Consider the following 22,646-nt stretch of genomic DNA (forward strand, 5'->3'; position numbering starts at 1 on the left):
AACCGCAGGTGTATCGTATTCGCCTTTTGCGGGCGCCCTGGCCCGCGGCTGATACGAGAGGTAGTTGTGTCCATGTCCTTTACCCGTCGACAAATTCTCGGTGGCCTGGCCGGTCTTGCAGTGGTTGGCGCGGGAGCCGGTGGTGCGACGCGTTACTGGCTGGGCAAGGTGGCCGATGCCAATGCCGGGCATGACTACGAGTTGATCGCTGCACCGCTGGACGTCGAACTGGTGCCAGGGCACAAGACCGAGGCCTGGGCGTTCGGCCCGTCGGCGCCGGGGACTGAATTGCGGGTGCGTCAGGGCGAATGGCTGCGGGTGCGGTTCATCAACCACTTGCCGGTGGCGACGACCATTCACTGGCACGGCATCCGCCTGCCGCTGGAAATGGACGGCGTGCCTTATGTCTCGCAATTGCCGGTACTGCCGGGGGAATACTTCGATTACAAATTCCGCGTGCCGGACGCCGGCAGCTACTGGTATCACCCGCACGTCAGCAGCAGCGAAGAACTCGGTCGCGGGCTGGTCGGGCCGTTGATCGTTGAGGAACGCGAGCCGACCGGGTTCAGGTACGAAAAGACCTTGAGCCTGAAGAACTGGCACATCGACGACGAGGGCAATTTCGTCGAATTCAGCGTCCCGCGCGAAGCGGCCCGTGGTGGTACGGCAGGACGGCTGTCGACCATCAACGGCGTGCCGTCACCGGTGATCGAGTTGCCGGCCGGGCAGATCACCCGTGTGCGTTTGCTCAATCTCGACAACACCCTGACCTATCGCATCAACATTCCCGGTGTCGAAGCGCAGATCTATGCGCTGGACGGCAACCCGGTCGAACCGCGCCCGCTGGGCAAGGAGTATTGGCTTGGCCCGGGCATGCGCATTTGCCTGGCGATCAAGGCACCGGCCGCTGGTGAAGAGCTTTCGCTGCGCAATGGCCCGGTACGCCTGGGCACACTGCGTTCGGTGGCCAACAACGAAACGCCAACCGAGTGGCCGAAGGCATTGCCCGCCAACCCGGTGGCCGAACCGGACCTGGCCAATGCCGAGAAACTCAACTTCAATTTCGAATGGGTCGGTTCGGTGTCGGTGAATGTCGACAACGGCAAGCCGCCGAGCCTGTGGCAGATCAACGGCAAGGCCTGGGACATCACCGACAAGACCTGCGCCGACCGGCCGATCGCCAGTCTGAAACTGGGCCAGAGTTATATCTTCGAACTGAAGAACATGACCCAGTACCAGCACCCGATCCACCTGCACGGCATGAGCTTCAAGGTGATTGCGTCGAACCGGCACAAAATCGTGCCTTACTTCACCGACACTTATCTGCTGGGCAAGAACGAGCGTGCGCAAGTGGCGCTGGTGGCGGATAACCCGGGGGTATGGATGTTCCACTGCCACGTGATCGACCACATGGAAACCGGCCTGATGGCCGCCATCGAGGTGAAGTGATGCGTCAGATTCGCCCCGCGGCGATCATCGACCGCAGCCGTGACCGTGACTTCATGCGTGAGGCGCTCGAGTTGGCAGCCCAAGGCGCAGCCCTCGGCGAAGTGCCGGTGGGTGCGGTGCTGGTGCAGGATGGCGAGATCATCGGTCGCGGCTTCAATTGCCCGATCAGCACCAGCGACCCCAGCGCACACGCAGAAATGGTCGCGATCCGCGCCGCCGCGCAAGCAGTGGATAACTATCGTCTGCCGGGCAGCACGCTCTATGTGACGCTGGAGCCGTGCAGCATGTGCGCCGGGCTGATCGTGCATTCGCGGGTTGCTCGCGTGGTGTACGGCGCGCTGGAGCCCAAGGCCGGAATTGTGCAGAGTCAGGGGCAGTTCTTCACCCAGGGCTTTCTCAACCATCGAGTGCTGTATGACGGCGGGGTGCTGGCGGAGGAGTGTGGGGCGGTGTTGACCGAGTTTTTCAGGGCGCGGCGGGCAAAACCGGCAGAATGAAAAAAACCTGTGGGAGCGAGCTTGCGCGCTCCCACAGGTTTTTTTATGTTCGGAAGATTTACTTCTTCGCGACAATCACCGCCCGCATCGGCGCCGGCAGCCCTTCGATCGTCTTGCTGTGGTCTTCAGGATCCAGGAAGTCACTCAGCGACTGATACTTCATCCACTCGGTCCCGCGCTGTTCTTCAACGGTCGTGGTGCTCACATCCACGCATTTCACATCCGTGAATCCCGCACGTCGCAGCCACAATTCCAGCGCCGGCACCGACGGCAAAAACCACACGTTACGCATCTGCGCATAACGATCTTCCGGCACCAGCACCTGATGCTTGTCGCCCTCGACCACCAGCGTCTCCAGCACCAGTTCGCCGCCCTTGACCAGGCAATCCTTCAACGCCAGCAAATGCTCGATTGGCGAGCGACGGTGATAGAACACGCCCATGGAAAACACCGTATCGAAGCCTTCGAGATTCGGCGGCAGATCTTCGAACGGGAACGGCAAGTGCCAGGCATTCGGCTCTGACAGATAACGCTGCACCGCCTGGAACTGGCAGAAAAACAGCCAGTTCGGATCGACGCCGATCACGCTGTCGGCACCGGCGCCGAGCATGCGCCACATGTAGTAACCGTTGCCGCAACCGACATCAAGGATGCGCTTGCCCTTCAAGTCGAGATGCGGAGCGACCCGGGACCACTTCCAGTCCGAGCGCCATTCGGTGTCGACGTGCACGCCGAACAGATCGAACGGCCCCTTGCGCCAAGGCGACAAACCCATCAGCGCGGTACGCATCTGTGCGCGGGTTGCGTCGTCGCAATCGGTGTCCAGCTTCAAGCCGTCGAGCAGGTCGACTTCGGTCGGCTGGATCTTCGGCAGGGCGTCCAGCGCACTTTGCCAGCGCTCCAGATCGCCGTGGCCTTTCTCCATTTTCTTGTCGAGTTGCGCTTGCAGGGTGTTGGCCCAGTCGGCCAGCGGTGTGCCGGCCAGACGGCGGGCGAGGGGGGACAGATCAATCATGGCAAGGCAATCAACGAGGCAAAGTTAAGACACTGGAACCACGGCACGACTTTCGAGAACCCGGCGGCCAGCAGGCGCTCGCGGTGTTCTTCGAGGCTGTCGGGCTTCATGACGTTTTCGATGGCGCTGCGCTTCTGGGCGATTTCCAGTTCGCTGTAGCCGTTGGCGCGTTTGAACGCGACGTGCAGATCGGTCAGCAACGCGTGTTCTTCGGCATCGTTGAAGCGCAGCTTCTCCGACAGAATCAGCGCGCCACCCGGCAGCAACGATTGGCGAATGCGCGACAGCAACGCCGTACGCTGCTCCGGGGCGATGAATTGCAGGGTGAAGTTCAGCGCCACCACCGAGGCTGGTTTGAAATCGAGGGCGAGGATGTCGCCTTCGATCACCTCGACCGGCAACAACTCCTGGAACATCGAATCCTGACCGTTGAGGTATTCACGGCAGCGCTCGACCATCGCCACCGAGTTATCCACCGCAATCACCCGGCAACCGTCGGTGCGCACGTGGCGGCGCAGGGCCTGGGTCACTGCACCGAGGGAGGCGCCGAGGTCGTAGAGCACGCTGTTCGGCTGAGCGAATTGTGCCGCGAGCACGCCGAGGTTCTCGACGATGGTCGGGTAACCCGGCACCGAACGCTTGATCATGTCCGGAAACACCCGCACCACGTCTTCGTTGAAGGCGAAGTCAGGCACCTGGGCCATCGGCTGGGCGAAAATGCGATCGGGTTCTTTGCTCACGGCGGTTCCGGCGGTGTCGATGAAAAGGCCGGCATTTTAGCCAAACTGGCGCGCAGATGCGCGGGTTGTCTGATAAACCGCCCGATCAAAGGACCGGGCGTTTGCTCTGGGAAAATGCCGAGGCGGCGATGCCCCACTGCCCTAACCAGTAACTGAGGATGATGACGTATGGCGCGGCGTGGAACGGTGCGACAAATCGATCGATGCCGATCACGCTGTCGGAGAACACGAATGCCACCGCTCCGCCTGCCGCGAGCAACGCCGAACGTTGCGGTACGCCGCTGCCGAGTCGGGCCAGGGCGCGCCAGAGCATGGCGCTGATGGCGGTGCCGTAGACGATCACCGGCACGGTCAACGGCCCGAGTCCGCTGGAAATCAGGATGCCGAGCAGGACTGCGCCAACGCCAAGGGCAAGGATCAGCGGTAGCAGGGCCAGACGCCGGCAATCGCTGAGGTAAGCCTTGAGATACGCCAGATGCGCGACCAGAAACGCACCCAGACCAAACACGAACAAATCTCCCGGCCATGCCAGCAGCACATCGCCGAGCAACGAGAAAATCAGACCCAGGCTGATCCAGCGGCGATAGTCACTCGGCGGCGCATCGTGCAGCCAGCCGAGCAGGGCCAGTACCGGCAGCGGTTTGACCAACAGACAAAGCAGCGCCGCGTGGGTACTGACGCCATAGAGAAAGGTCGCTGCGCCCATCAGCGCGAGGATCAGCCAGCCCACGATCAGTTCACCGAGATCGCGCAGTCAAAGGTTTCCACCGGCTCGACTTCAGGTTCCCAGGGTTGCTGCGATGTCAGGCGCAGGCGCCCGGTGCCGGTAGCAAAAGCCTGGAAACGCCAGGTGGAGAAACCGCCCGCGCCGACCATGCCGGAATCTTTCGGGCTGCTGTAGACCTCGGGGCTCAGCGCATGCAGCACGCCGCCAGCCGAGTCCTGAATGGCCCAGCGATAGCCGGTGGTGGGGTTGCTTGGCAGCATGACGATCAGGTTCTGGCCGTTGGTCAGTTGCACCGGGCATTCGCTCTGTTTTTCCACGGTCACGTTGGTTTTCGGTTGCGTGGCGCAGGCGGCCAGCAGGGCGAGGGACAGGGGGACAAACAGGCGAGTGGGGGACATAGGCTCAGCGGCTCCGGCGTTGGCGACGAACGGCGAGCATAACTGAAGATGAGACAAAGTGTGACAGTGAGGGGCAGCGATGCCAGCCCCCCTCGATGGTTCAAGACGAAATCAGAAAAGCACCTTCGCCACATCCGAAAACTTCTTGGCAAAGTGCACGGTGATCCCTTCCTTCAGGTAATCCGGCAGCTCTTCAAAGTTTCCGCGATTCGCCTCCGGCAGAATCAGCTCGAAAATCTTCTGCCGCCGCGCCGCAATCACCTTCTCGCGCACCCCGCCAATCGGCAGCACGTGCCCGGTCAGCGTCAGTTCACCGGTCATCGCCACGCCTTTTTTCGGTGGCTGGTTGCGGGCGAGCGAGAGCAGGGCGCTGGCCATGGTCACGCCGGCGCTCGGGCCGTCTTTCGGTGTTGCGCCTTCCGGCACGTGCAGGTGGACGAAAGCCTCGTCGAAGAATTTCGGATCGCCACCGAATGACTTCAGGTGCGAGCTGACGTAGCTGTAGGCGATCTCCGCCGACTCCTTCATCACATCGCCCAATTGCCCGGTGAGCTTGAAGCCGCGATTCAGGGTGTGAATCCGCGTGGCCTCGATCGGCAAAGTCGCGCCGCCCATGCTGGTCCAGGCCAGGCCAGTGATTACGCCGGTGCCGGACAGCACTTGCTCGTTGCGGAACACCGGATGGCCGAGGGACGCTTCGAGGTCTTTCGGGCCGAGCTTGATCACCGCTTTCGGGTCGTCGATCAGCTTCATCACCGCTTTGCGCACCAGTTTGCCCATCTGTTTTTCCAGCTGGCGCACGCCGGCTTCACGGGCGTAACCGTCGATCAGGGCTTTGAGGGCGCTGTCGCTGATGCTCAGGCTACCCTTGGACACACCGGCCTTTTCCAGCAGTTTCGGCCACAGGTGACGCTTGGCGATGGCGACTTTTTCTTCGGTGATGTAGCCCGACAGGCGAATCACTTCCATCCGGTCCAGCAGCGGGCCGGGGATCGAATCCAGGGTGTTGGCGGTGCAGACGAACAGGACTTTCGACAGGTCCATCCGCAGGTCCAGATAGTGGTCGAGGAATTCGACGTTCTGTTCCGGATCCAGCGTTTCCAGCAGCGCCGAGGCCGGGTCGCCCTGGTAGCTCTGGCCCATCTTGTCGATCTCGTCGAGCATGATCACCGGGTTCATCACTTCGACGTCTTTCAACGCCTGCACGAGTTTGCCCGGTTGCGCGCCGATGTAGGTGCGGCGGTGGCCCTTGATCTCGGCTTCGTCGCGCATGCCGCCGAGGCTGAAACGGTAGAACGGCCGGCCGAGGGATTCGGCGATGGATTTGCCGACGCTGGTTTTACCCACGCCCGGCGGGCCCACCAGTAGCACGATGGAGCCGCTGATTTCGCCTTTATAGGCACCGACCGCAAGGAATTCGAGAATGCGGTCCTTGATGTCGTCGAGGCCGGCGTGGTGTTTGTCCAGCACCTTGCGGGCGTGCTTGAGGTCGAGTTTGTCCTCGCCGTAGACGCCCCACGGCACCGAGGTTGCCCAGTCCAGATAGTTGCGGGTGACCGCGTACTCCGGCGATCCGGTTTCGAGGATCGACAGTTTGTTCATCTCTTCTTCGAGGCGCTTCTGCACCTGCGTCGGCAGGACCTTGCCTTCCAGACGCTGCTCGAACTGTTCGAGGTCGGCGCTGCGGTCGTCCTTGGTCAGGCCGAGTTCCTGCTGGATGACCTTGAGCTGCTCTTTAAGGAAGAACTCGCGCTGATGCTCGCCGATCTTGCGGTTCACTTCGGCGGAGATTTCTTTTTGCAGGCGCGCGACTTCGACTTCCTTGCGCAGCATCGGCAGGACTTTTTCCATGCGCTTGAGCATCGGCACGCAGTCGAGCACTTCCTGCAGCTCGGGGCCGGTGGCGGAAGTCAGGGCGGCGGCGAAGTCGGTCAGCGGCGACGGGTCGTTGGGGCTGAAGCGGTTGAGGTAGTTCTTCAGTTCTTCGCTGTACAGCGGGTTGAGCGGCAGCAGTTCCTTGATCGCGTTGATCAGCGCCATGCCGTAGGCCTTGACCTCGTCGGTCGGCTCGGTGGGCTGGTGCGGGTATTCGACTTCAACGAGATACGGCGGGCGATGGTGCTTGAGCCAGGTCTTGATGCGCACACGGCTCAGGCCCTGAGCGACGAATTGCAGTTTGCCGTTTTCGCGGCTGGCGTGGTGCACCTTGACCAGGGTGCCGTATTGCGGGAGTGCCTTGGTGTCGAAGTGGCGCGGGTCTTCCTGGGGCGTGTCCATGAAGAACAGGGCCAGGGAGTGGTGTTCGGATTTGCTGACCAGTTCGAGGGTTTCGGCCCAGGGTTCTTCATTGACGATGACCGGCAGGACCTGAGCCGGGAAGAACGGGCGGTTGTGGATCGGGATGATGTAGACCTTGTCCGGCAGGTTCTGGCCGGGCAGGGCGAGGCCTTTGCCGGGGACGTGGTGTTCGATGTGTTCGGCGTCGGTTTCGGTGATGTCGTCGGGGTTCTCGGGGAATTCTTGCTGGTCGCTCATGGGGCACCTGCGCAATGGGGTATGGGTCTTAGATGGGGCAGGGTTTTGGTGGTTTCAATGGGGGTGGGTGTTTCTGGTTGTGTGTTCAGGGCTTTGACAGGGTCTGGACCTCGTCTGGAAGTGTATGTGTACCACCTTGTCAGGACTGCCCTTCGCCATGCTGCGCCCTTATCCTCAACATGGACGTGTGCCAATGAGTATCACCACCCCTCCCACACCCGAAGAGATCAAAAACGATCTCAACGTGATCGCCCATTATTTGTTCAATACCCAAACCCCATTGCTTCCCGAACAGAAACCGACCAGCGAACAGGCCTTCCTGAAACGCCTCGATGAGCAACTGAAAACCTACCGTACAAGCTACCTGCAACGCAGTCGCGCGCTGTATCAGGTGGTGGAAAACAGCGATCTGAAAAGCGCCGAAGGCAAAAAGTTGATCGCAACGCTGAAAAGCGGACTGGCTAGCCAACTGGCCGGCATGGACATGCGCGACCGCATCGACGGCAAACCGGCGAAAAGCTTCCTCGTATATGACGCGGGCTTCACCGCCATCGGCAACGAAGCAAGGCAAGCCGTCAGCGACCGCCTGCTGCACCCGCAAGCCGGCGAGCTTCTCAAAAAGCTCGATAGGGTACCTATGCTGCGTCCAGCCACTTACGCGCTGCAGTTCAGCTACCAGGACACCATCGTCGAGCTGGCCGGCGCCTTCCTCGTCACGGAAAAAAACACCCGCCAGGTCAAGGATCTGCAGACAGACCAAGGCATGGGTTACGCGTTGCTGTTCACCCCCGCAAGGGGCATCGAATTCTTCAATTCCCTGGCTGATCTCGACAACCAGTTGCGCGCGTCCCTGAACCAGGCGAGTGCAAGTCAAGAATTCATGCACATGCTGCCGACGCGCTATCACGCTGTGGGCGCAGCAGGTATCTGGCCGCTGTCGCTGGTACCGATCGACAGCAAGCCCTTGTTCGAACACATCTACGATGCGCTGATCGAAAAACGTACGCAGGATATCGAGCGCGCCTTGAGCTTCTCCGATAACCCGCTGCAAGACCCCACGCTATTGCTCGCGGCCCTGGAACGCGCAATTGCCGCCGCATTGCCGGATCTCACGTCGCGTATGGAATTGCGCGCGCAATCCTTGTTCGAACGCCATCTGCGCGATAGCGCACCGCACTGGTATCGGAGCGCCAGCACTGCGCAAAAAAACGCACTGGCGCAGCACCTGCGCAACTACCAGCAGAGGCGGCAATACCTGCTCGACCTGATGGGACCGGCAGGCAGCCTGACGGCCCTGGCCCGCCAGCAATGGCTGGAGCGCCTGAGCGAAGATCTGGAAATCGACGACATCGAGCCCGAAAAATTAAGCCTTTCCACCGTTCGTCAAGTACCGGGATACGGTAATTATGTGCAACAAAGCAGTTTGCTTGAGCTGTCCTTGCGCGGCCCGCACACCGGCGATGAATTACCGGACTCGGCGTTTTTGAAGCACACCACCCTCACTTACAATGACGAGCCTTTGCCACCAGCCTACGCTGACGTGACACCAGCGTGGCTGATCAAGCAAGCTGTGGAGCTGCAGCCTCGAATTGATTTCTATGACTTGCAAAAAGCGCTACAGGCCAGGCCTGCGATCAAATCCGCCATCGAGCAGATGCTCGATCACCGTATCGTCGCCCTCGCTCACGCGGCAGTGCTGCAAGGGCATCTGCTCGACAGTGACCTGCAACTGATCCAGCGCCTGCGTGACGGCCGCGATTCCCGCCTGCGCGCCGCCACCGTGTCGCTGCACGGCGCACAGTTACAGGACTTGTGGGTGCTGTGCCAGAACGATGACGGCGGCGCGATCAAACGGTTGTTGCTGTGTACGCCAGAGGCGCCGCGAGAGCAGCAATTCCAGGCTTTCGACAGTGAGCTCGAATGCCAGACTCACTTGCTTGGCTGGGCCCGGCAAAGTGTCGCCGACAGCATGGCCGGCTATCTGATCCGTCGCGCGCCCATGCGTTTTCGCCAGAAGGTGCGCCAGGTGTTGTCCGGACTGAGTTTCAAGCCAGAGGCGCGCGAGCATCACAAGGTCACGTTCGTTCACGGCAGTCATCTCGATTGCCTTGGTGCGATGGCCAGGCACGTGCTCGCTACACGGACCGACGACTACGATTTCAGTACACCGTTGTGGTATCGCTCGACCACCTCCGTCAACCGCCGGAAACTGACGACCCATGGCGAAGGCGCTAACGGAGTCTTGCGTGCGTTCATCAGCCACGCCTTGTCGGGCAGTCGCTTTCCGACCTTTGATGACTATGTGCACGAGCAAGCAAAAATAAGCTTGAATCGCTTGCTCAAACGCACGGCCAACGATGTCGACCCGGATACCGTCTGGGCATTCTCGCCGACCTCCATCATGCCCTCGTGGACACCGGCACCTTTGACGTACACGAAGCTTTATCGCGACGGTTACGCCGACGGCGTCGGTTTTCTCGATGAAAAATTTTCCCGCTCGGCGCGCTTCAGAGGTCCGCAGGGGATCGATATCAGCAACCTGACTGCAGAGAATGTCGCGCGTTCGGTCACCGGTGTATGGATCGGCCAACGCTACATCGACAAGGTCAAGGCTGAGCTGCAAAGTTCGACAAGCGAAGGCTATGACTTCAGGCGTAATGCAACCCTGGCGATTACCCGGCTCCAGATGAAAAACGCCGCGCTGGAATGCCAGCTGCAAGGCCATATTGCCAGTCATGACCTGCAATGGCTGGAGCACAGTATTGACAGTATGGGTGAGACTTCAGGTGCCACGCGCACGAATTATGCGCTTCACCGTCTGATGATCGACGGCGAGTGGGTGATCGATACGTGGCTGTTCAGCCACGGCGACAACCCGGTCCTGCTCTACACACCCGATGCGCCCGACGGCGTGGTTTTTCGCGAGGCGCGGCTGTTCAACTACCTGCTTAAACAGCTGTCCGGCATGCTCGAATACCTGGTCTCGCGAGTCAGCGTCAGCGCCCGGCCCCGTGTAAGCAAGTACCTTGAAAATATCAGGAAGGAGCTGCCCGCAGACCTCAATAAAACGACACCCAGCCCTGCGCGTTACGACTCGACCCACGCGGTCGCGGCAGTCAGTGATCTGCGCTTTGCCCTTTACAACATGAAGCTGCAACGTCGGATCGACGACGTTAACGCGACCACCACCAGCCGTGCCGGAATGATCGCCAGTCTGGTATGGATCACTGTCGAACTGTTCACCGCCATTGCCACTGCGCCGTTCCCGCTGCTGAGCCTGAGTAGCGGTCTGCTGTTGGCTTTCAAGGACGGCATGCTCGCCCTGCACGCCTATCGCCAGGGTGACCACGGTGAAGCTTTTGAGCATTGGCTCGGCTATCTGTTCAACAGTGCCGGGGCGGTACTGACCGACCTGCGTCCGATGTTGAAACCGCTCAAACCCACACGCAGTCTTTTGCTGCCACGCATCTCCAGTGCCAGCGCCAGAAATCAACTGAAACATGTCATGGCCGTGATTGATGACGTGGCACCCCAACCTCATTTGAAAGACATGCATGTGGTGTCTTTCAGAAACCAACTGTTCTATACCAGGAACAGTCCTGACGAACTCGGTCGTTATTTGCTCTATCGGTTCAAGCCGGATTCCAGCGAACTCGTTTCTACCGGCATTCTGACCGTGCGCAATTCCGATGGCGTTATGGTACGTAGTGGCATGGTCGGTGGAGCGCCCAAGTATGAGCCTGTACCAGAGACCCCCGGACCGTATAAGGACTATGGCGTAGAGCCCAAGTACCGGGAACGCATCGAAACGGTGATGAATCCGCAAACCCGGCAGAACGTCCTCCTGCGCAGTCAGGACGATATAGCCATCACGCCCGCCATCGTCATGGAAGGCGCCGCCCATGAGCTTGCCTCGACACGCACCGCATACCTCAAGCAGGTCGAAAAGCTCAGCGCAGACGCCACTGCTCATTTCGCCGGACTTGCCCCGCTGGCAGCCCGCGCCGAAGTCCCGGCAGTCGCCGGCGACCTGTCATTTGTCCGGTTGATCGGCAGCGATACTGTCAAAGGGAAAAATCTGGTGATCGGCGCCCGGCCCGATTCGATCGCCAGCAAACAACTGCTGATCGATAATCTGGACGCACTCGTCAGTCACGGCTACAAGCGGCTTTACGTGGAATACCTGGCGGGTGATGTCTTCAATATCAAGCTGGCAAAAATGAACAAGGGTGGAACCTGGAAACACATCAAAACTCATCTTGAAGCCGTCGACCGTGCACTGGGACATGAGAAAGACGCACCACACTCGTATCTGGCACTGGTGCGTGCGGCTCGCGAAAAAGGTCTGAAAATCCAGGCGCTGGATGCTTCGACCAGCTACAACCTGGACGGGGCTCTGGTCCTGGCTGATGACTCGCCATTGACCCCTCGAAGCAACCGCATCAGAAATTTCTATTCACACAAGACGCTGGCCGCCGATATCGCCGATGCGCCCGAGGAGCGCTGGGTGGTTCTCACTGAACAATCACGCATGTGCACCTTCGACAAAACCCCTGGCCTGGCTGACCTGCATGCTGCTGTCGCCGTGCGTGTAGAAGACGTTGCCCTGGATCAGTCAGCACGTATCAGCCTCGATTCGGCCGGGACAATCGCGGGGGATGCGGCTGCCAAGGGCGATTATCGTGTGCAATGGCCGACGGCGTACAAGGCTCCCCAGCCCGTCTCCAGGCCCGCTCCGATTGCCCCTGTTGTCGAGCATTTCAGCGACTACGATATCCAGGCCTCCCTGCGGGACGATACCGCGAGAATGTTGCATCGACCCCACGCCATGGATTCACGTTATTACCCGTCGGCACCGAATGACAGACTGGCGCATGATGCGTTCATCGCCAACCGCAAGCGTCTCGGGAAAAAAGCCCGGGACACTTTTGCTCAGTACACTCCCCCCGCAGCTGCCAGGCTCCCGACGATCACCTCAGACACCACATTCGAAGCGTTTTTGCGGCAACTGTCTGACGGACGCTTGAACCTGCTGATCGGCGAGGCCCATGGCGACGTATCGAGCAAAGTGCTGCTGAAAAAATACATGAAGGCGCTCAAGCAGGCCGGGTATGACACGCTGTACATGGAGCATCTGTTCACCGATCTGCACCAGGCCGATCTGGATATTTTCTATCGGACACAGCGCATGCCGGACAGGCTGAAGGCTTATCTGCGCGTTCAGGACCGTGGCCAGATGCCCACCCATGCCGGTAACGATACGTACACAGAGGTCTGTCAGGCGGCGGCCAAGTACAACATCCGTATCAGGGCACTCGATTGCACAGCGTCCTACCACCTCAAGGGTCTGGATGACAAAAGTATTTCTCGCAACGAGATGTTCAGCTATTTCGCCACTCAGGTGATCGAAGCCGACCAACTGGCACACGGACCGCATAAATGGGTGGCCTTCATCGGCAGTGCCCACACCAATTACAACCTGGGTGTACCGGGGCTGGCGGATACCCTCTCGGCAGTCAGTCTCCATGTGCGCGACGTGGCTCCGGAACTGGCCAAGGGTATCCATCGCGGGGGGTGGGAAGTTGTGTCCGAAAGGCTCGGAACCAAAAGCTGTGCGCTGCGCAGCGACTTTTTGATGGAGGTAGCCGTCGCTGGAAAGAAAAAGCCAGCCCCGAATCCGCCTGTCAGCCGCAGCAAACTGACTGATATCGGGATGTTCATGATCGACAATTCAGACACGGGTGCGCCCCGTCTGGTGCATAAATCCAGAACAGGCGAGATCGTCGAGACACCGATCCAGGTCAATGATCACGGCTTGCTGTTCATTGATCGCTGGGGGAAAAAAGATAAGGGCTTCAAATACCTGCAGAACTTGATCGGTATGCTGGTACACGATGTGCAATTGATCAAGGTGGTATAAAAATCCGGCTGGCCACGGGCATTGTCAAAAAACAACGGATTTGACGCTCGGAAGGGCTTGTGGTGCCTCAGGCAGAACGCATCACAAGCCCTTCTTCGCTCAGAGACTTCTTCAATAATCAGGCTGGATACCGATCGACCTCAACGTTATCCAGCACCCGATTCACCGCCAGCTCGGCCAGCATGATGATTTGCTGAATGGCCAGAATTGTCCGCCGCTGCGGGAGTTCGATGTGTGCGGCGATGTCGCTGGTCATGAGGTTGGCCTGTGCCAGTGATTCGCAGGCGTGGACCAGCAGGCTTTCGCTGTCCTGATCGGGTGCGACCTGGAACATGGTGCTGGGTTTATGGAAGCGCAGGGTGGTGGCGTTGGGTTTCAGGTAGTGGTCGAGGGCGCGCTCGGCGGCTTCGTGGAGTTTTTTGGAATCTGGCGATTCGTAGGGCGATGCGTCGTTTGATTCGGGGGGATTGGGTGTTGGTTTTTTCATGGTTGAACTCCAAGTGACAAATTGAGCTACCACGAATCGCTGCGAAACGATGGAGGGTGGCAGCTGTGCGCGGGTTCGCAGACCGGATCACTTGGCAAACTCCGGCATACCCGAAGGTATCCCGCGCACAGCCACCATTAACAAACGAAAAGTACCGAGGCACTTCGGTTTGGGGTGGCGATTATGCACCAAGTGAGTTGAGCGGACTGCGAAGCCCGTTCGCTGAATGTTTCAGCGACCCCCAAAGCCTATCCACCCCGTTTCCTAGGGACAACCGACGCGACTTGTCGGAATCGTCCCCGAAAAACACCTCGTCTGTAGGACGCACGTATCAGAACAGATGCTGCTCCAGCCGCCGGGGGCCGTCGCCCGCTCTATCCAGTATCCAGCGCTGGATGTCAGGCAGTTTGCGCAGCGCGGCAAACACTTTTGGGGAGTGTTGTGGCGTGCAGAGCACGTGCACGTTGGGGCCGGCGTCGAGTGTGGCGCAGACGTCCAGGCCTTCGCCACGCAACTGGCGCACCTGTTCCAGCACGGCCAGTGTCGCCGGGCGCCAATAGTAGATTGGTGGCTGCGAAGTCATGGCGATCAGGTGCAGTTCGATGGCTTCGCGTTCCACGGCGTCGGCCAGTCGGGTGAAGTCGCGTTCGAGAATGGCGCGGCGCACTTGTTCCAGACGCTCCGGCAGCAGCTTCAGGCGGGTCGGATAAAACTCGCTGCTGGTGGCGAGCAGGTGACCCTGGCGGGAGCTGACGGTTTTGTGTCGGGCGTCGACCACGGCGATCAGGTCATGCAGCGGCCAGTGGCGTGCGGGGGCGATTTGCACGGCCGGTCCCGAGAGTAGTTGCGCATGGCCGGGCCATTGCACAAAACCACCGGATACCGAGCGCGCCGCCGAGCCGGAGCCGGACAGGCGTGCCAGATCGCTGAGGACGGGATCTGTCGGCAAGCATCCGCGATACACGGCAAATGCTGCCGCCAGAGCACTGAAGCCCGCTGCCGATGAGGCGATGCCGGCGCCGGTCGGGAAGCTGTTGGTGGTGGCGATGCGCAGCGGTTGCCAGTGATCGAAGTGTTCGCGCAAGGCTTGCAGGTGATGTTCGATTCCGGCCCGCAGGGTGGGATCGGCCGGCACCAGCGCACCGCGTGAGGTTTTCCACAGAATTTCATCGGTCGTGCCATGGGCAAGCGGAGCCAGTGTGCAGAGGCTGACGCAACGGCTGAGTGTCATTGAAAGCGAGGCGTTGTTGGGCAGTGTGTTCAGCACGTCGCGCATGCCCCAGTACTTGATCAGTGCAATGTTGGCAGGCGACGAGACGCTGATGCGATTCATGAGCGGCGGATCTCGAGGCCTGCCACTGCGAGAGGGGCGTCGATTCGCCGATACCGCGAAAGCTCGGGTACATCTTCTGCGCCCATGACGAGCAGGGCACCGGCCTGGTGACCGGTCAGGGCTCCCGCACCGCAGATTTTTGCTGCCCCTCCTGCGTTTTCAATCGATCGAATCAACCGGGCGACCGCTGCGGGGACGACGCCCAGTTTTTCCAGATCGGCCTGGTAGTCGCGTATCACCGCACGAAGGGTTTCCGGCATCGGTCGCGATTGTTGCAGCAGCGAACAGAAGCGCTCGGTATTGCGTTGCATGCTGGCCAGCAACGGATTGTGGGCACCTTCGAGCCGGTATCGGGTAGCGGCAATGACCTGACCGGTGTTCTCGCGGGCGGTTCCGGTGTTGAACAGACGCAAGTTGGCGAGCGGCAGGAGCGGAGGGCTGCCGGGTAGCGTGCGCAGATTGAACTGGCCCTTCGCGTCACGCCGACCTTCGACAACCGAGCCCAGCAGGCTGGTGTTGTGGTCGATGCCCGAAGGTTCGCCGTGCTGATAGCGTTCTACCGACAGGGCCAATTGTTCGAGCGGGCAATCGGCTTCTGTCAGCCGGAACAACTGCGACAGTGCCGCCATCAGCGTGACCGCCAGTGCGCCGGAGCTGCCGAAACCGGCACCGCTCGGAATCTGCGATTGCACCCGCAGGATAAAGCCCTGCCAGTCTGGCGGCGCGAGTCGGAGCAGGATTTCACCGATGGCGCATTTGATCAGGTGGTCGGGGGCACCGGCGTGGAGTTGCGCATAACTCCAGGCGCTGGGGACGCGCCGATAATGCTCCCAGGCCAGACGAACATGGCTGACATAGTCCGCCAGCTGCTCGGGGGCATAGCTGTGCCGGAACGAAAGGTCGGGCAGTTGCACGTCGATCTGCCGAGGCTCTTGCGGGGATATCCACACGTTGCAGTAAAGCCCCACGGCACAGGCGATTGCCGGACATCCATGCAGCGCGGCATGTTCACCCATCAGGATGACTTTGCCGGGGGCTGTTGCATGGATCATGGAGTCAGCGCCCCAGCCGTTGATGGGCCGAGACCAGTTGATGCGAGGCCTGGGCAGCCATGATCGACAGCTCGCCGGCGAGTACCAGGGCGCCGAGTATTTCCGCCAGCCGCCGGGTATCGACACCGGGTTTTTTGCTGCCGGGGATTATCCCCATCAAGGCCAGGGCTTCGCGCTGGGTGCACAGTCCGGTGCCGCCGCCGACCGTTCCCAGCGGTACGTCGGGCATCATGATCGACGCGTAAACGGCGTCATGATCACAGGCTTCGATACAGGTGATGCCCGTGGCACTTTCAGCCACTTGAGCGACATCCTGGCCGGTGGCGATGAAGAACGCGGCGAGCAGGTTGGCATGATGGGCGTTGCAGCCGATGGTGCCGGCCATGGCCGAACCCAGCAGATTTTTCCGATACTGCAGCTCGCAAAGTGCCTTGGCGTCGGTTTTCAGAATGTCGCGCAGTATGTCTTGGCTCAGCCGGACTTCGGCGTGGATCCGATAGCCGCGCCCGTTGAGGAAGTTGACCATCGCAGGCTTTTTATCGGTGCAGTAATTGCCCGAAATGCTGATGCAGGGGACGCCTGTCTCGGGGCTTATCAGTTGGCGGATGACCCGGTCGCAGGCAATGGTTGCCATGTTCATGCCCATGGCATCGGCGGTGTGAAAGCGAAAGCGCAGATAGATCGAGGTGCCGACGACGGCGGGCACGATGTCCTGCAACTGCAGGTGCTGACTGTGCTGTTCGCAGAGTTGCCGGATCTGCGCAAAGTGCTCGCGGATCCAGCCCAGAAAGGTCTGGGTCTGCTCGATGCCGCTGGAGCGAAACACCGGCGCACGGGTAATGCCCACCTCTTCGACCCTGACCACTGCGCCGCCGGCGGCGTGTATTGCCCGGCAGCCACGGGAGGTGCTGGCGACCAGCGCGCCTTCGGTGGTGGCCATGGGAACGTAGAGCGGTTGCTGCGCAGTGATGGCCTGGCCTTTGACGAGCAATGGTCCGGCGACGCCCAGCGGAATCTGGATGGAGCCGATCCGGTTCTCGCAATGGGCCGGCTGCGGTTCGCGGGTGTAATCGCCAATGCTGCGCAGTGAGGCGCCACTGATGTGTTGCAGGGCTTCACGGCGAATCAGTGCGGCTTCGTTGTGATCAAGATCGGCGGGCAACTGGTGAAAGCGGGTCTGCCCTTTGGTCAGCGCTTCGATCCAGTGGTTGCCAAAGCGCGTATCTGACATGGAAGGCTCCGTGATTCAACCGCTACGTGAAGTTGATGATCGGAGCAAACGGGCACAATGGCGCCTGTCAAAGTTGACAGTCTTTTATATCGATTGGCGATTGTCGCCCATAAAAAAGGCGACACCCCTCACAGGGCATCGCCTTTCTCTTTGCCGCCGCTGAAACTTATTCCGGCAGTTTGTACGCAATCACATAGTCACCCATCTTGGTGCCCAGCGAACCGTGACCACCCACTACGAGCAGGACGTATTGCTTGCCGTCCTTGCCGGTGTAGGTCATCGGGGTCGCTTGGCCGCCCGCAGGCAGACGGGATTTCCACAGCTCTTTACCGGTGTTCACGTCGTAGGCGCGCAGGTACTGGTCGAGGGTGCCGCTGAGGAAGCCGACGCCGCCCGCAGTCACGATCGAACCGCCCATGCTCGGCACGCCCAGGGTGAAGCCGATCGGGATTGGCGAGCTGTCGCGGCTGGTGCCGTTCTTGCGTTTCCACACGACCTTGCCGGTGGTCAGGTCGATACCGGCGACGTAGCCCCACGCCGGGGCCTGGCACGGTACGCCCAGTGGCGACATGAACGGGTGCATGATCACCGCGTATGGCGCGCCGGTGTTCGGTTGCACGCCTGCGGTTTCGCTCTCGCGTTTGCTGCCGGCGGCGACTTTTTCGCGTGGCACCATTTTCGAGACGAAGGCCATGTAGTTCGGGCTGGTGAACAGCATCTGACGAACCGGGTCGACAGAAACACCGCCCCAGTTGAACACGCCGACGTTACCCGGATAGATCAGGCTGCCCTGTTCCGACGGAGGCGTGTACTGGCCTTCGTAGCGCAGTTCCTTGAACTGGATGCGGCACAGCATCTGGTCGAACGGGCTGGCGCCCCACATGGCTTTTTCGGTCAGTTCCGGAGCCAGCAGGTTGAGGTCCGAACGGGCCTGGGTCGGTGCGGTGTGGTCGCCTTTCACGGCGCCTTGCGGAACCGGGATCTCGCGGATCGGGATGATCGGCGTGCCGTCACGACGGTCGAGGACGTACAGGCTGCCCTGTTTGGTCGGGGCGATCAGCGCAGGCTTGATGCCGTCGGCGGTTTTCATGTCCAGCAGGGTTGGCTGGCTGCCGACGTCCATGTCCCACAGGTCGTGGTGGGTGAACTGGTAGTTCCAGCGCACTTTACCGGTGGCCAGGTCCAGCGCGACGATGCCGGCGCTGAATTTCTCGGCACCCGGGGTGCGGTCGGCGCCCCACTGGTCCGGAGTCTGGTTGCCCAGTGGCAGGAAGACCATGCCGAGTTTTTCATCGACGCTGGCCAGCGACCACATGTTGGCCGAGTTGCGGCTGTAGATCTGACCAGGGGCCAACGGTTCGGTGGCGTCCGGCTTGTCGCTGTCCCAGTTCCACACCAGGTGACCGTCGCGCACGTCGAAGGCGCGGATCACGCCCGATGGCTCGTTGGTCGATTCGTTGTCGGTGACGTGACCGCCCATGATCACCAGATCACGCGTGATCGCGGCTGGCGAGGTGGAGTAGTAACCGCCGGCGGTGAACGGGCCGATGCCTTGGGTCAGGTCGACCACGCCTTTGTTGCCGAAGCCTTCGCAGATCTTGCCGGTGTCGGCGTTCAGTGCGATCAGGCGTGCATCGGCGGTCGGCAGGTACAGGCGACGCGGGCAGGCCTGGGCGACGGCTTTGCCGGCCTCGGAGATGACGGCGGACGCTGCGTTTTCAGACTTGGCGTAAGCGGCTTCGTCGTAGTACGACACGCCACGGCAGGTCATGTGGGCGAAGCCCTTGAAGCCGACCGGGCTCTTGATCTGCGGGTCGAAGCGCCACAGTTCCTTGCCGGTGTCCGGGTCCAGCGCCAGCACTTTGCTGTGGGCGGTGCAGGCGTAGAGCATGCCGTTGGCTTTCAGCGGGGTGTTTTCGTTGGTCAGCTCAACCGGGTCATCAGCGGTCGGCAGGTCGCCGGTCTGGATGCGCCAGGCTTCCTGCAGCTTGCCGACGTTGGCCGGGGTGATCTGCTTCAGTGGCGAGTAACGGTCACCGAATTCGGTGCGGCCATAGGCCTGCCAGTCGCCATCGGGCATGGCTGGCGCGGTGCTGGTGGTGTCGGCAGTGTCGCGACCCAGTTCACCGAAGGTTTCGCCCGGGTGAGTGAACAGGCTGGCCAGAGCGGTGAGGCCGGCCAGCACCACGGCTACGGTCAGGCCGCCGGTGCCCATCGGTGCAGGACCGTTGAGCAGCAGCGGACGACGGAACCACGGCAGCAGCATCACGAAGCCGAGGACGAACCACAGCGCCAGACGTGGCACCAGTTGCCACCAGTCCAGACCGACTTCCCACAACGCCCAGACGGTGCTGGCAAACAGCACGATGGCGTACAGGCCCAGTGCTGCGCGGCGACGCATCAGCAACAGAATGCCGGTCAGCGTGATGCCGATACCGGCCAGCAGGTAGTACAGCGAGCCGCCGAGCGTGCTCAGCTTGATTCCCCCGGCCAGCATGGCCAGGCCCATCAGTAGAAGCAGAATGCCGAGCAGGCTCGGAAGCAGACGGCCTCGACTCGAAGCACTTTCGGTGCTCATAGTGTGGTTCTCCGTGACGTTTCAAGTAGTCCCGCGCTGTAGTCACTGTAGATGACGATTGGGCGCGGGCATGGTTCAGATAAAAACTTGTCTGGCTATCGAATTTCATCTGCAGGCCTGAGCGGCCTGCATTGGGTCAGAACGACGACTGGATCTTGATCCCGCCGATCAGCGCGTCATCGACCTTGTCCACACCACCCGGATGGCGGATGTATTGCAGGTTCGGGCGCACCGTCAGCCAATTGGTGACGTGCACGCCGTAATAGAGTTCGGCGCTGTATTCGGTGTCCTGCGGCGGCAGGTAGGACGGATCGTCGTAGTCGTAGACGGCGCGGGCCTGGTTGGTTGCTTCGGCGTTCTTGCGGTAGGCCGGGTTGACGTGGACGCGGGCGAGGGCGAAACCGATGTCGTCCCTGGCGCGGGCGTCGAACAGGCCTTTGTAGACCACGCCGGCCTGCACGTAGTTGTCGACGGCGTTGGTCTTCTTGTCGTGCATCGTGCCGTTGGCGAACACGCTCAGGCCGCGGGAGTTGTCGCTGGCGACGCTGGTGATCTGCTGCTGCACGCCGAGCCACACGCCGTGTTTGCTCGACGCGCTGCGATAGGCTTCGCCGCTCAGGGCTGCCGGCTGGCCGTTGCTGTCTTTATAGGCGTCGGTGGCCTTGGCGTTGCTGTAGTAGTAACCGGCGCGGTACTCGCCCGGCAGGCCGTTGAGCTTCGGCGTCCATACCAGTTCGATCGGCAGGATCGCGCCCTGGGTGCCGCTGCCGCTGAGTTTGAAGCCGTTGCCGCGATCGAGGTTCGACGGGTTCTGCTCATAGGCGCCGACCTGCGCATACAGCTCCGGCGTCAGGTGATATTTGACGCGCAGCGCCCATTGGCTGACCGGCCAGTTGTACCAGATGCCACCGACCCAGTTGCCGACCTGGGAGCCGCAGAACGCCAGGTTCTGGAAGTCGCACGGGAAGCTGTTGAAGTCTTCGCCTTCACCGAAACGGCCGACCTTGATGTCGAGTTTCTGGTCGAAGAATTTCTGCTGGTACCACATCTGCGTCAGGCGGGTGGTCTGGCCACGGCCCCAGACTTCCTGGGCCGAGGTGAAGCCGCCGACGCGCGGGTCGTTGATGCGGTCGTTACTGATGTTGTTGCCGCTGCGTTTGGTCACGGTCAGCTGGAATTCGGCGTCGTTCCAGCCCAACAGTTTTTGCAGGTCCAGATGGGTGCCGAGGCCCCATTGGTCGCTGTAGCGCGCAGTGCGGTCGTGGTCGTAGCCGCCGTGCAGGTTGCTGCCCATTTCGCCGGTGTAGTCGAGCTTGAAGTCGATGCCTTTTGCCGAGAGTTCGCTGCGGGTGCCGCTCCAGTCACCGAGCATATACGGCGATTCACTGTCGAAGGCCGGAGCGGCCTGGGAGCAGGTGGCGAGGCCAAGGGCGGTGCAGCCGCCGATCAGGCGCAGGGTTGAGATAGCGCTGTCTCGGAAAAGCGGAAAATCGGGCATTGAATAGGTCTTTCTTGATCTTTTATGGGGGACGGGCTGACCGCTACGATTTGACGCAGGCAGTGAAGCGATTCAGCAGAAGGGCGGCAGGATAATGTCCTGTTACAAAAACACAAAGTGCTTTTGCAGACATGAACCCTTTCGGATTCGGTAACAGTGCGGCAATCGATCACATTGCCGGGGTCGAGCGAGCCTGCGATCTTGCACGGTTCACCTACATTTGAAGGAAGGCCTTCCACCGGCACAGCCCCTCGGCTAAGGTGCGCGGCTTCTGCATTTTCACTTCGCCCAAAGGCCCGGCATGAACGACCACAATCCCGATCCGCTGCACGGCGTGACCCTCGAACAGATCCTCAATGCACTGGTGACCCATTACGAGTGGTCAGGCCTGGCCGAGCGCATCGACATTCGTTGCTTCAAGAGCGATCCGACCATCAAGTCGAGCCTGACCTTTTTGCGCAAGACGCCATGGGCGCGGGAAAAGGTCGAGCGTCTGTACGTGAAGCTGATGCGCACCAAGCGCCCGCTCTGAGATGAACGCCGTGCTGCGGCGACGCCTGATCACTTCGGCGGCGGTGCTTGGATGGGCCGGGCTGGGGATTCAGCTGTACCTGATTTTCTTCGCCCGCCTGAGCGTCGGCGCCAGTCTGCTGGGCGGGCTGGTGAGTTTCTTCAGTTACTTCACCGTAATCACCAACACCCTGGTGGCGGTGGTGCTGACCTGCGCGGTGACGGATCGCGAATCCGCTGCGCGCCGCTGGTTTCTGCAGCCGTGGGTCAGCAGCGGGATCGCCGTGAGCATTGCGGTGGTGGGCCTGGCCTACAGCATTTTGCTGCGTCACCTGTGGCACCCGCAGGGCTGGCAGTTTATCGCTGACGAATTGCTCCACGACGTGATGCCGCTGCTGTTCCTGGCCTATTGGTGGTTGTGCGTGCCGAAGGGCACCCTGCGTCTGAAGCATCTGCCGCTGTGGCTGATCTACCCGCTGGTGTACTTCGCTTATGCGCTGCTGCGCGGGCATCTGCTGGGGGCTTATGCCTATCCGTTCATTGACGTGGCGCTGCTGGGTTATCCACAGGTGTTCGTCAATGCCGGGGGGATTCTGGCGGGGTTTGTGCTGATGGCGTTGCTGGTGATCGGGATTGATCGTTGGCAAGGGCGGCGCCTTTAGCAGCGCCGCCGCTC

16 protein-coding genes are annotated in these 22,646 nt (G+C 60.9%); 5 read left to right on the forward strand and 11 right to left on the reverse strand.

Going from position 1 to position 22,646, the window contains the following annotated elements:
* Nucleotides 1–72 precede the first annotated feature (72 nt).
* Nucleotides 73–1,449, forward strand: a complete 1,377-nt coding sequence (locus tag ACKLNA_RS11615; RefSeq protein WP_408985928.1) for a multicopper oxidase family protein — start codon at nt 73–75, stop codon at nt 1,447–1,449.
* Entirely contained in the window at nt 1,449–1,946 is a 498-nt protein-coding gene (gene tadA, locus ACKLNA_RS11620) for a tRNA adenosine(34) deaminase TadA (protein WP_408985929.1), read from the forward strand. The genes ACKLNA_RS11615 and tadA overlap by 1 nt, the downstream gene beginning before the upstream one ends.
* Nucleotides 1,947–2,004: 58 nt before the next feature.
* Here the strand turns inward: tadA and cmoB are convergent, their stop codons facing one another.
* The 5 genes from cmoB to lon form a co-directional block, all read right to left on the reverse strand.
* Entirely contained in the window at nt 2,005–2,961 is a 957-nt protein-coding gene (gene cmoB, locus ACKLNA_RS11625) for a tRNA 5-methoxyuridine(34)/uridine 5-oxyacetic acid(34) synthase CmoB (RefSeq protein ID WP_408985930.1), read from the reverse strand.
* Complete coding sequence (gene cmoA, locus ACKLNA_RS11630; protein ID WP_408986121.1) at nt 2,958–3,665, reverse strand: carboxy-S-adenosyl-L-methionine synthase CmoA; 708 nt, start codon at nt 3,663–3,665, stop codon at nt 2,958–2,960. Before cmoA ends, cmoB begins: the two co-directional genes overlap by 4 nt.
* A gap of 121 nt (nt 3,666–3,786) precedes the next feature.
* Nucleotides 3,787–4,431 carry a lysoplasmalogenase gene (locus ACKLNA_RS11635; protein ID WP_408985931.1) on the reverse strand — a complete coding sequence of 215 codons (645 nt, stop codon included), beginning with the start codon at nt 4,429–4,431 and terminating at the stop codon, nt 3,787–3,789.
* 2 nt (nt 4,432–4,433) lie between these two features.
* The gene (locus ACKLNA_RS11640) at nt 4,434–4,826 is read right to left on the reverse strand and encodes a protease inhibitor I42 family protein (RefSeq protein WP_408985932.1); all 393 of its coding nucleotides are present in this window, start codon (nt 4,824–4,826) and stop codon (nt 4,434–4,436) included.
* A gap of 111 nt (nt 4,827–4,937) precedes the next feature.
* Nucleotides 4,938–7,361, reverse strand: a complete 2,424-nt coding sequence (gene lon, locus ACKLNA_RS11645) for an endopeptidase La (protein WP_408985933.1) — start codon at nt 7,359–7,361, stop codon at nt 4,938–4,940.
* A 193-nt stretch (nt 7,362–7,554) separates the two neighbouring features.
* Between lon and ACKLNA_RS11650 the strand changes: the two genes are divergently transcribed.
* Nucleotides 7,555–13,281, forward strand: a complete 5,727-nt coding sequence (locus tag ACKLNA_RS11650) for a dermonecrotic toxin domain-containing protein (protein ID WP_408985934.1) — start codon at nt 7,555–7,557, stop codon at nt 13,279–13,281.
* A 118-nt stretch (nt 13,282–13,399) separates the two neighbouring features.
* Here ACKLNA_RS11650 and ACKLNA_RS11655 read toward each other — a convergent pair whose 3' ends face one another.
* The 6 genes from ACKLNA_RS11655 to ACKLNA_RS11680 all read right to left on the reverse strand — a co-directional run bounded on the left by ACKLNA_RS11655 (nt 13,400) and on the right by ACKLNA_RS11680 (nt 21,460).
* Nucleotides 13,400–13,768 carry a DUF6124 family protein gene (locus tag ACKLNA_RS11655; protein ID WP_408985935.1) on the reverse strand — a complete coding sequence of 123 codons (369 nt, stop codon included), beginning with the start codon at nt 13,766–13,768 and terminating at the stop codon, nt 13,400–13,402.
* Between the two features lie 331 nt (nt 13,769–14,099).
* On the reverse strand, nt 14,100–15,101 hold the full coding sequence (gene mvaD, locus ACKLNA_RS11660; protein ID WP_408985936.1) for a diphosphomevalonate decarboxylase: 1,002 nt from the start codon (nt 15,099–15,101) through the stop codon (nt 14,100–14,102).
* Nucleotides 15,098–16,153 carry a mevalonate kinase gene (locus tag ACKLNA_RS11665; RefSeq protein WP_408985937.1) on the reverse strand — a complete coding sequence of 352 codons (1,056 nt, stop codon included), beginning with the start codon at nt 16,151–16,153 and terminating at the stop codon, nt 15,098–15,100. Before ACKLNA_RS11665 ends, mvaD begins: the two co-directional genes overlap by 4 nt.
* A gap of 4 nt (nt 16,154–16,157) precedes the next feature.
* Nucleotides 16,158–17,384, reverse strand: a complete 1,227-nt coding sequence (locus ACKLNA_RS11670) for a hydroxymethylglutaryl-CoA reductase (RefSeq protein ID WP_408985938.1) — start codon at nt 17,382–17,384, stop codon at nt 16,158–16,160.
* Nucleotides 17,385–17,550: 166 nt separating this feature from the next.
* Nucleotides 17,551–19,962, reverse strand: coding sequence for a glucose/quinate/shikimate family membrane-bound PQQ-dependent dehydrogenase (locus ACKLNA_RS11675; protein WP_408985939.1), 2,412 nt, complete (start codon nt 19,960–19,962; stop codon nt 17,551–17,553).
* A gap of 136 nt (nt 19,963–20,098) precedes the next feature.
* Nucleotides 20,099–21,460, reverse strand: a complete 1,362-nt coding sequence (locus tag ACKLNA_RS11680; protein ID WP_408985940.1) for a carbohydrate porin — start codon at nt 21,458–21,460, stop codon at nt 20,099–20,101.
* 301 nt (nt 21,461–21,761) lie between these two features.
* Between ACKLNA_RS11680 and ACKLNA_RS11685 the strand changes: the two genes are divergently transcribed.
* The gene (locus ACKLNA_RS11685) at nt 21,762–21,992 is read left to right on the forward strand and encodes a VF530 family DNA-binding protein (RefSeq protein ID WP_007956650.1); all 231 of its coding nucleotides are present in this window, start codon (nt 21,762–21,764) and stop codon (nt 21,990–21,992) included.
* Between the two features lies 1 nt (nt 21,993).
* Complete coding sequence (locus ACKLNA_RS11690) at nt 21,994–22,632, forward strand: Pr6Pr family membrane protein (protein ID WP_408985941.1); 639 nt, start codon at nt 21,994–21,996, stop codon at nt 22,630–22,632.
* Nucleotides 22,633–22,646: the final 14 nt, after the last annotated feature.

This window comes from Pseudomonas sp. UV AK001 (assembly GCF_046097675.1).
Taxonomy (GTDB): Bacteria; Pseudomonadota; Gammaproteobacteria; order Pseudomonadales; family Pseudomonadaceae; genus Aquipseudomonas; species Aquipseudomonas kribbensis.